The sequence below is a fragment of the Phenylobacterium sp. genome, from assembly GCF_036263695.1.
Lineage (GTDB): Bacteria > Pseudomonadota > Alphaproteobacteria > Caulobacterales > Caulobacteraceae > Phenylobacterium.
In genome coordinates, this window is the sequence record NZ_DATAGM010000477.1 from 1 (window position 1) to 9819 (window position 9819).

The window sequence follows — 9819 nt, forward strand, 5'->3', positions numbered from 1 at the left end:
CGGCCCTCTGGACCACGGCTGGGCGCTGCGGCGACACTAGCGGATGGATTCGAACGACGACCTGGCCGCGCAGCTGGAGGCCATCCTGCGCCGGGCCGAAGGGCTGATGACGGTGATGGAGACGGCCCGCCGGCTGGCCCTGCCGGACTGGCTGCTGTTCTCGGGCGCCATCTACCAGCCGGTGGTGAACCACCTGACCGGCCGACCGCTGGAGTTCGGCCTGAAGGACTACGATCTCGGCTATTTTGATCCGTCGGACACCTCCTACGAGGCGGAGGATGTGGTGATCCGAAGGGTGGCGGCCGCCTTCGAGCCGCCGCTCAGGGACCTGGTCGAGGTGCGCAACCAGGCCCGGGTCCACCTCTGGTTCGAGGGCAAGTTCGGCGAGCCGTACAGCCCGCTTTCCTGCAGCGCCGAGGCGCTGGAGCGCTTCACCTCCTCGACCTTCGCGGTCGGCGCGCGGCTGGAGGACGACGGCCGGATGAGCATAGTCGCGCCCTTCGGCCTGGAGGACCTGTTCGCCCTGCGCCTGCGGCCCAACCCCATCCGCGAGACCAACGGCTTCGCCCGCACCGCTGAGGCGGCCCGCCGCCGCTGGCCCGAGCTGCAGATCCTGGAGCGCTGATCAGCCGGCGGCGCCGTAGGGGTCCGGGTTGCGGATCTCCATCCAGTTCTCGACCTTGGTGAGGGGCACGAAGCCGAACTGGCCGTAGAGGCCGTGGGCGTCCCGGGTCGCCAGGTGCAGGCGCCGGAAGCCCTGCAGGTCGGGGTGGGCCAGGAGCGCCGCCATCAGCTGCTTGCCAAGGCCTGAGCCCCGATGGGCGGCGTCCACGAACACGTCGCAGATCCAGCCGAAGGTCGCCCGGTCGGTCACCACCCGCGCCATGGCGACCATCGCGCCGTCGGCCGCATAGGCCCCGAAGGCGAGGCTGTTGCGCACCGCCGTCTCGAAGGTCGCCAGCGGGATGCCGTGGCCCCAGTAGCTCTCCCGCGAGATCCAGCCGTGCGCCGTGGCGAGGTCGAACCTCGCCGGATCAGCGCTGATGGTGTAGCTCTCCGGAGCTTTGGCTTCCTGGGGCATGTTCTCTCTCCCTGGGAGCTGGGCTGTAGGAGAAATTCGCGCCATGCGCCAGTGGACCGTCGACGCCTTCGCCTCCGAGCCCTTCCGGGGCAATCCCGCTTGCGTGCTGGAGCCGATGCGCGCCTGGCCGGCCGACGCCTGGATGCAGAAGCTGGCGGCGGAGAACAATCAGGCCGAGACCGCCTTCCTGCTGGCTGGCGAGGAGCCCGCCCGCTTCGGCCTGCGCTGGTTCACGCCCACTGTCGAGGTGCCGCTCTGCGGCCACGCCACCTTGGCCTCGGCGCATGTGCTGATCGCCGAGCTGGGCCTCGACGCCCCGCTCGTCACTTTCGACACCAAATCCGGCCCGCTGACGGTGCGCCGGGCCGGCGGGCTGTACGAGATGGACTTCCCGGCCGCGCAGGTGCGCCAGGTCGAGGTTCCCGCGGGCCTGTCCGACGCGCTCGGCGGCCTTGAGGTCGTGGAAGCCTGGGCGGCGCAGATGCTGGTGGCGGTGGTGCGGGACGAGGCGGCGGTCCGCGCGGCCAAGCCGGACCTTGCGGCGCTGAACGCCATCTCCGTCGAGGTCACCATGGGCCGCGGCAACGTGGCGGTGGCCGCGCTGGCCGACGCCGCCAAGCCGTACCAGGTGGTCAGCCGCTTCTTCGCGCCCGGCTCGGGCATCCCCGAGGATGCCGCCACCGGCTCGCTGCACTGCATGCTCTCGCCGATCTATTCGGCCAAGCTCGGCTCGCCGGTGCTGAAGTTCCACCAGGCCTATCCGGGCCGCGGAGGGGACCTGGAGTGCGAGCTTAAGGGTGAGCGGGTGCTGCTGCGCGGGGAAGCACAGACGGTTCTCGCGGCCGAGATGCGCGTAGCCCCCTAGCTCCCGGCGTCCCTAAGTCCCGCCGCCCCGGCGGGGCCGCGTTAACCCTCCCTATTCGGAAAATGTGCGCATCCGCAGCCCAGATTGGGTTGCGTACGAGGGTGTGCCGTCGTGTCGAAAGCCTTGAGTTTGAAGGATCTGAACCTGCGCGTGCTGGCCGTCGACGACGAGCCGGCCAACTTGCGCGTGTTCGAGCAGATTTTCGAGGCGTTCGGGGCGAAGGTCACGGCCGTGGGAGGCGGCCGCGAAGCGCTGGCGCTGCTTGAATTCGATCCATTCGACGTCCTCCTGGTCGACATCCACATGCCGGGCGTCACCGGACTGGAGTTGATGCGCCTGTTGCGCACGTCCAGCTTCCCGAGTTGCGAGGCGCCCGCCATCGCGGTGACCGCAGACGTCTACAGCTACCGGCGCAGCGACTACCTGCGGCTGGGGTTCGACGATTTCCTATCCAAGCCGGTGCCCGTCGTCGGCCTGGTGGAAACGGTGCGCCGCCTGGCCGCGAGCTCGCGCCGGGAGCGGACCTCAAGCCCGTCCCCGCATTGGGCCGCACAGGAGCTCGGCGCCGTCTAGCCCCTGCGGCGCGGCCTGCTGTCGCGCCGGCGTGCACTCACCGCTCAGTCTGGGCGCCTGGAAGTGCGTAGCGCACACGAATGTGACGCTTTGGCTTTCTCGAAGCGGCCGCCGACTCGCTTACTATTCGTCTCACGGGCAGGGGCCCGCACACATCCGAACACGAGAGACGAAAGTCCAAGTACCCCCATGAGCGAACAGCCCTGGATCAGAAGCTATGCGGTGCTTCCTCGCCGTCTGTCCGACGGCGGATGGATCTGGCTCGCCGCCTTCGAATGGCAATGGCGCGTGCCGAGCGCGGACGCCCCGCGCGCCGTCCGCGCCCCGGTGGTGGTCAGCCGCCGTCTGCAGCGCCGGGCCGGCGCGGGCGAGCAGGCGCTGAGCGCCTCCTAAGCGATACGCCGGACCGCGGCGGCTCTCGCCGCGGTCCGGCCATCTTCCTCTAGAACCGCTTCTTCAAGCCGATCTCGAACACCCGGCCCAGGGGACTGGCCGCGGTGTAGTCATAGTTGAACTGGCTGTGCTTGAAGGGCGGGTCCCGGTCGAAGACGTTCTGCACCGAGAAGGTCGCGACCGTGTCCCACGGCAGCTCGTATCGCAGGATGACGTCGTGCTGCCAGAAGTCCTCGCTCTTGCCGACCGTCACCGCGACGCCGTTGAAGTAGACGGTGCTGCTGGTGCCCGGCAGCGGCGTGGTGCCCTCGTGGTAGAGGATCTGCCAGCGCAGGCTCCAGTTCTCGGCTGACAGGCTCGCGAAGGCCGTGCCCCGAAGCTTCGGATAGGAGATGAAGGTGGAGAGCAGGTCGTGCCGGCCCGCCCGGTCCACGGCCGGCTGGAAGACGATGTCGTCCGCGCCCAGCAGGCTGAAGTCGCCGCGCTGGAACTCGAATAGATAGGTGGCCTCCAAGCCTACTGCGGCGCTGAGGCCCTCGCCCCATCCGAACAGGTCGACCTCGTCCCAGTCGTACTGGGCGCGGGCGTCCAGCCCGCTGGTGGTGGTGTCCGGCCCGTTCACGATGTTCACCTGGGTGGTGATGATGCTGCCCACGTCGCAGCCGGTGACCCCGCCCCCAGCCGAGTAGACGAAGCGGGCCTTCAGCGGCGCCAGTCCCGGGTCGTTGCAGGCCGCCGGGCTCGCGGCCAGCAGGCTCGCCTGGTTGAAGATCTGCGCCGCGGTCTCGACCGTCAGCTCGTCCTCGAAGTCGAACTTGTAGTAGTCGAGCGAGCCGGTGAAGCCGCCCAGTTCGACCACGAAGCCGACGTTGTAGGTGGTCGCCGTCTCCGGCTGCAGGTCAGGGTTGTTGGCGGTGATCACCGCCCGGTAGGTGCCGCCGAGGTTGGCCACGCCCTTCTGCTCGCGGGGCGTGGTGACCAGCGGCGTCGGGGCGCGGAAGGTGGTGCTGGCCGAGCCGCGGAAGGTGAGCCAGTCCAGCGGTTGCCAGCGGGCCGCGACCTTCGGGTTGGTGGTCGTTCCGATGTCGCCGTGGTCCTCGTGCCGGATGGCGAGAGTGAACTCCAGGTTCTCCAGCACGGGTATGCGGGTCTCGGCGAACAGCGCCCACACGTCGTCCGTGTCGTTGTAGTTCTCGTTGGGGGCGTTGAAGTTCAGCGGCCCGGTGGGCACCACGCAGACCGGCGTGCCGTCGTCGATGGAGTCGACGCACGGGGTGATCTGCGAGTTGTTCAGTTCGCTGTACTCGCCGATGAAGGTCCGCTTGCGCCACTGGCCGCCGACCGCGTAGGCGACCGTCCCGCCCGGCAGGGTGATCGGCAGCTCGCCGCTGAACACCGCGTCGGCGACAAACAATCGGTTGGTCAGCGTGCTGAGCGGCGACTCGTAGAGCCATTGCAGCACCAGGGGGTCGTTCAGAACCGCCGGGTTGGTGAACGGCGTCGCCGCCCCGCCCTGCAGCTTGATGGTCTGGGCGTTGGCGAAGGGGTTGAACCAGTAGCAGCCCGCCGCGGCGTTGCCGGCGTTGGCCGGAGTCCGCTCCGACAGCTCGCACTGGTTGGCGTCGCCCTTGCGGCTGGCGAAGCCGTTCAGGGCGTTCTGCAGCCGGTTGGTCAGGATGTCCGGCGTGGAAGTGCGGCTCTGGGTCTCCATGTAGGTCAGGGCGGTGTCGAAGTTGATCGCCTCGAACACCGTCCCCCGGAAGCCGCCGGAGACGCGGTAGGCGTCCGCCTCCACCGATTGGTGGCCGCCGCCGTCCGGGGTGTTGGGATCGCCCGAGAAGGAGATCGGCCGCCAGCTGGCCTGCGGGATGGCCATGCCGGGGACGGACAGGGCCGCGGCGCACTGGGCGCGGGTCAGCGGCGCCATGCAGCCGCGCGCCGGGTCGGCCACCCAGTTGAAGGTCGCCTGATAGCCCGGGTTGTTGGCCGGCACGAAGAAGAAGGTCTGGAAGTTGAACGACGGCGTCGCCGTCGCCCCGGAGGTCCCGCCGAGGCTGGCGGCGGTGGGGAAGTTGGTGGTCGCGTTGGAGGGGCTGATCCGCTGCCGGGGCACCTCGTGCAGCGCCCACATGGCCTCGCCGTGGAAGGCCAGGTTCTCGCTGAACTCGAAGTTCACTTCACCGTAGAGCTGATAGTGGTACTCGTCGTTGACCAAGTCGTTCCAGGGCGTGAACTGGAACCGGCAGGCCGAGGTCGGCGTCGGCGTAGTGACCGGCGCGCCGTTGGTCGTCGAGACCGTCAGCACCCCGCCCATCTCAGGGCAGCCGTTGTCCCGGATCGGCTGAGCGGTGGTTAGGCTGTAGAGGACGCCATCGGGCCCGAGGTAGGCGCCTGCGGGGAAGTTGGTGCCGTTCGGTCGCAGGTAGTTGGGAACGCTGGTGGCGATCGTCCAGCCGGCGGCCGGGCCCTGCTCGTAGGGGATCAGCGCCCAGTCGCGCTCCAGGGTCGGCAGCACGCTGCGGCGGCGATAGCCGGCGGTCAGCAGCACGTTGCCTGCGTCGAAGGTGTGGCCCCAGGCGATGCTGGCCTCGTAGTCGCCGTCCGAGCCGTCGATGAAGGCGTACTGGGCTGCGACCTCGAAGCCGTCGAGGTCCTTGCGGGTGATGAAGTTCACCACGCCGCCGACGGCGTCGGAGCCATAGATCGCGGCCGCACCCTCTTTCAGCACCTCGATCCGGCCGATCGCCGCCGTGGGGATGAAGGACAGGTCGGCGCCGCCGCCGACCCCGGTGGTCGAGGTCGCCTGGGTGGTGTCGGCCATGCGCCTGCCGTTGAACAGGCTGAGCGTCCGCGAGGCGCCGAAGCCGCGCAGGTTGACGGAGGCGGTGCCGGCCCCGGTGAGATAGCGGTTGCTCTCGCCCACGCCCGAGCCGACGCCGCTCATGGTCTTGACCATCTGTACCATGGTCGGCGAGCCCTGCTCCTCGAGCGTCTGGGCGGTCACGACGTCGACGGGAACGGCGGCGTCCTCGGGCGTGCCGGCGATGTAGGAGCCGGTGACCACAACTTCCTCGACCTCGCTCGGCTCGTCCTGGGCGAGGGCGGGCTGGGCGAGCAGCCCGAGGGCGAGCGCCAAGCTGGCGCGCGATGCGGCGGTGAAAAGACGCGTTCTCATTCCTGTCCCTCCTCGGCTCCGCGAAGGGGACAGCGCAGCGGGCGCGCGCCCGAGGTCAGGGCGCGGCTGCGGCTGGAATCTTCCCCCGCGGACACGTCGTTCTAGAGCTGGCCTAGCGGCCGGGCGTTTCCTGCCGGGGATCTTCTCGCGTCCCCTGGTCGGTTCATCGTCCGTGGGGGTGGGGGAAAGGGAAGTTGCCCTTTGGGTCGCCGGTGGTGACCGGCGCGCACCGCCTCGTCACTCCGCGAGCTCCTGCAACAGCCAGCGGCGCAGCCGCACCAGCGGGGGGTGGCTCCAGCGGTCGGCGCGGGTTGTAAAGAAGTAGGCGCCGCTTGTCACCGGCCGGCCGACGTCGACCTTCACCAGCCGGCCGTCCCGCAGCTGATCGCGCACGACGCAGGCGTTGGCCAGCGCCACGCCCTGGCCCCGGCTGGCGGCCTCGACGGTCATCGAGTTGTACCAGAGCCTGAGGCCCGGCACCTGGCCGACGCCCTTCAGGCCCTGTTCGCCCAGCCAGTTGCGCCACTGCTCGTCGGTCTTCTTGTGCAGCAGCGGCAGGGCCAGCAGGTCGGCCGGTTCGCGGACCGGCGGATGGGCGGCCAGCAGAGCGGGGCTGGCCACCGCCATCACCTCCGGACGCACCAGCTCGATCCAGCGCACGCGGGTGAACAGACCGGCGGGCGTCGCTTCACCGGGCACGTAGCGGATGTCGGCGTCGGCTTCGCGGGCGGCGAAGTTGGGCTTGGCCTCGGTGGGCTGGACCTCGATCTCCAGGCCCGGGTTGTCGGTGCGGAACTGCCCCAGGCGCGGCGCCAGCCAGTGGGAAGCGAACCCCTGCGGGCACCAGATCTTCAGCGGTCCCTGCTCGCCCGGCCGCATCAGGTCGGTGGTGGCCGCCGCGATCTCGCCCAGGGCCGCCGAGATGCGCCGGTGGTAGCGTTCGCCGTCCGGCGTCAGCCGTCCACCCGACTGCAGGCGGTCGATCAGCGACACGCCCAGCCAAGACTCAAGCGCCCGCACGTGGCGGCTGACCACCGCGTGGTCGAGGCCCAGGTCCTGGGCCGCGCGGCGCAGGCCGCCGACGCGTCCGACGGACTCGAAGGCGCGCAACGCGGCGAAAGGCGGGGTGGATTTGTGGGCGCCCGGCCGAGGGCGGGGAAGGTCGTCCAGGTACTCGAGCGTCATGACACGAACACCGTAATTGACAGGCGATCCAGTAACGCCGTTCGCATTAGAGGGTCGAATGGCCGCGGTGTCCAACCCTCAGCAACGCTTCCGCAGCGTTAGGTGGTGCCCGCAGGTCAACAGGCTGGCGCCGTTCGCGCCTTCCGCGGCGCCGTCGCGGCGCGTGAGATTTCCGAATTTCACCGAAGGCGAAGCTTCCCCCCGCTTTCGGCCAGGCGCTCGGGTCCGTCCCAACCGGGTCCGAGCGCATTCTTCCAAAGGCGCCCAAAGCAAGAGCGCCCCCGCCGGCCGGCGGGGGCGCTCAGGCTCTCCTCGGATGACCGCCTAGCGGTAGCGGTTATAGCCGTACTGGTTGTCGCGGCCCTCCCAGCGGATCCGGGCCGCCAAGCGGTCGAACCTGCGGTCCAGGTCGCTGCGCTCGGCCAGCGTCAGGCCGCCGGACCGGTAGCGGGCCTCCACGCGGGCGATCTGATAGAACTCCGCGCGAAGCCGCGCAGCCTCGGCGGGGGTCAGCCGGCCGGTGCGCAGACCGCGGTCGATCCGCTGGTCGAGCTGGGCCTGCCGCCGGTCGATCGAAACCCAGGTCCCGCGGTTGTCGGTCCAGCCGCGGCCGCCGTACCAGCCTTCCTGGGCGTCGTTGCGCTCGAAGCGCACGCGCATGGACAGCTGGTCGTAGCGCTGGTCGAGATCGCTCCGCTCCCAGGCCGTCAGGCCGTTGGCGCGATAGCGCATCTCCAGCCGGGCCAGAGCGTCGAACTCGCTCCGCAGGCGAATGGCCTCAGCGCGGGTCAGATCGCCGTTGCGCATGCCTGCGTCGATCCGCTCGTCCAGGCGCTCGAGCCGGTTGCTGACCGGAACCCAGCTCTGAGCTGAAGCGGCGCCGGCCGACAGGGCCAGGGCGGAGACGGCCAGGGTGAGGGTGGTGAGCCTCTTCATGGGTTTAACTCCTCTGCTTTGGTGTCCCTCTGCTTCGAAGTCCCCCGGACGGGGGCTGTTAACCCGTCCGGGGCGGTTCGGTTGCAGGGGGAGATTTAGCGGTAGAAGCCCCAGTCCCGGTCCTGCCGCTCACGGCGCAGGCGGTTCTCGATGAAGTTGGCGCGGCGGCCGAGGTCTGTGAGCTCCCACCGCGACAGGCGGCCGTCGCGCTGATAGGCGAACTCGAGGCGTTCGAGCTCACGCACCTGGTTGTGCAGGCTGTAGTACTCCTGGCGGGTGATGCGGCCGTTGCGGAAGGAGCGCTCGATGCGCACCTGCAGGCGGTCGGTCACATCGAAGCGCCGGTCGCCGTCCCAGCGGTCTTCGTAGCGGTCGCGGTCGATGCCCCGCCCATCGTAACGGTCGTAGCGGTCGTCTTCGTAGCGACGGTCGTCGTATCGGTCGTCCCAGGGCTGGGCCGCGGCCGGCAGCGCCACGGAGGCGAGCGCCGAGACCGCCGCCAGCGACAGGAGCATCTTCTTCATAACGGTTCTCCTCAACACTCGCCCACAGGGGCGACATCAAGGCCAGAAAACACCTCCGCTCCTGAAGGCGATCTGAGACCGTCGTTGTCTGCCGTTCAGCTTGGCGGTGGCTTCAAGCCGCGGCCGCGGCGTCCAGCTGGGCCGGGCCGAGGGCGCGCACGATGCCGTCGTAGAGCTTGGCGATCTCGATCGGCTTGGAGATGTGGCCGTCCATGCCGGCGGCCAGATACTCCTCCACCTGGTGGGAGAGGGCGTTGGCGGTGAGCGCCACGATCGGCGTGCGTGGGCGGCGCTGCTTGCGCTCATGCTTGCGGATCGTCTTGGCCGCCTCGATGCCGTCCATCACCGGCATCTGGATGTCCATGAGGATCAGGTCGTAGGCGCCGTGCCGCCAAGCCTCCACCGCGGCGGCCCCGTCGGGAACGATCTCCACCTCGATGCCCAGGGCGGCCATCACGGCGGCCAGCACCTGCTGGTTGGTGGCGTTGTCCTCGGCCGCGAGGATCCGGAGCGCGCCTTCCGGCTGCGCCTCGAGGCCCGGCTCGTCCGCCGCTGCGGGCGTTAGGCCGCGGGCAAAAGGCAGGGTGACGGTGAAGGTCGAGCCCTTGCCGGGCCGGCTGTCGACCGTGACCGCGCCGCCCATCATCTGGGTCAGCTCGCGGCAGATGGCCAGGCCCAGGCCCGTGCCGCCGTATTCCCGGGTGGCCGAGCTGTCGGCCTGCACGAACTTGTCGAACAGGGTGGGCAGCTTGTCGGCCGCGATGCCAATGCCGGTGTCGGCGACCGTCAGGCAGAGGGCGCCCGAGGCGTCCACGTCGAAGCGGACGTCGATGCGGCCCTTGGGCGTGAACTTGATCGCGTTGGAGAGCAGGTTGTGCAGGATCTGGCGCAGGCGGTCGGCGTCCGCCCGCCAGGCGCCCTGGGCGGCCGGGCCGACCTCGAAGCCAAACGCCAGGCCCTTCTTCGCGGCCAGGGGCTCGCAGGCGTCCTTCACCGGGGCCACGGCGGCCTCCAGATCGAAGTCCTCGGCGATCAGGGTCAGCTTGCCCGCTTCGATCTTGGAGATGTCGAGCACGTCGTTCAGCAC

The 9819-nt window shown here is 69.7% G+C and carries 10 protein-coding genes; 4 read left to right on the forward strand and 6 right to left on the reverse strand.

The features are described from left to right. Positions 1–43: 43 nt before the first annotated feature. Positions 44–625 carry a nucleotidyltransferase family protein gene (locus tag VHK87_RS19120; RefSeq protein ID WP_414694170.1) on the forward strand — a complete coding sequence of 194 codons (582 nt, stop codon included), beginning with the start codon at positions 44–46 and terminating at the stop codon, positions 623–625. Here the strand turns inward: VHK87_RS19120 and VHK87_RS19125 are convergent, their stop codons facing one another. Continuing rightward, positions 626–1081 carry a GNAT family N-acetyltransferase gene (locus VHK87_RS19125; RefSeq protein WP_329636487.1) on the reverse strand — a complete coding sequence of 152 codons (456 nt, stop codon included), beginning with the start codon at positions 1079–1081 and terminating at the stop codon, positions 626–628. It lies immediately after the preceding gene. A gap of 43 nt (positions 1082–1124) precedes the next feature. Between VHK87_RS19125 and VHK87_RS19130 the strand changes: the two genes are divergently transcribed. From VHK87_RS19130 to VHK87_RS19140, 3 genes are all read left to right on the forward strand, one after another. Further along, positions 1125–1946: a PhzF family phenazine biosynthesis protein gene (locus VHK87_RS19130; RefSeq protein ID WP_329636488.1), complete on the forward strand. Its 822-nt coding sequence runs from the start codon at positions 1125–1127 to the stop codon at positions 1944–1946. Positions 1947–2057: 111 nt separating this feature from the next. After that, positions 2058–2519 carry a response regulator gene (locus tag VHK87_RS19135; protein WP_329636489.1) on the forward strand — a complete coding sequence of 154 codons (462 nt, stop codon included), beginning with the start codon at positions 2058–2060 and terminating at the stop codon, positions 2517–2519. Between the two features lie 189 nt (positions 2520–2708). Continuing rightward, on the forward strand, positions 2709–2912 hold the full coding sequence (locus VHK87_RS19140) for a hypothetical protein (RefSeq protein ID WP_329636490.1): 204 nt from the start codon (positions 2709–2711) through the stop codon (positions 2910–2912). A 49-nt stretch (positions 2913–2961) separates the two neighbouring features. On the opposite strand, the gene VHK87_RS19145 is transcribed toward VHK87_RS19140, so the two are convergent. From VHK87_RS19145 to VHK87_RS19165, 5 genes are all read right to left on the reverse strand, one after another. Beyond that, a complete protein-coding gene (locus tag VHK87_RS19145; RefSeq protein WP_329636491.1) occupies positions 2962–6087 on the reverse strand; it encodes a TonB-dependent receptor domain-containing protein in 3126 nt (1041 codons plus the stop codon). 237 nt (positions 6088–6324) lie between these two features. Continuing rightward, the gene (locus VHK87_RS19150) at positions 6325–7272 is read right to left on the reverse strand and encodes a LysR substrate-binding domain-containing protein (RefSeq protein ID WP_329636492.1); all 948 of its coding nucleotides are present in this window, start codon (positions 7270–7272) and stop codon (positions 6325–6327) included. A 324-nt stretch (positions 7273–7596) separates the two neighbouring features. Next, positions 7597–8208 carry a hypothetical protein gene (locus tag VHK87_RS19155; protein WP_329636493.1) on the reverse strand — a complete coding sequence of 204 codons (612 nt, stop codon included), beginning with the start codon at positions 8206–8208 and terminating at the stop codon, positions 7597–7599. A gap of 95 nt (positions 8209–8303) precedes the next feature. After that, complete coding sequence (locus tag VHK87_RS19160; protein ID WP_329636494.1) at positions 8304–8732, reverse strand: hypothetical protein; 429 nt, start codon at positions 8730–8732, stop codon at positions 8304–8306. Between the two features lie 112 nt (positions 8733–8844). Then, the coding region (locus VHK87_RS19165) for an ATP-binding protein (protein WP_329636495.1) at positions 8845–9819 on the reverse strand (975 nt) is incomplete at its 5' end.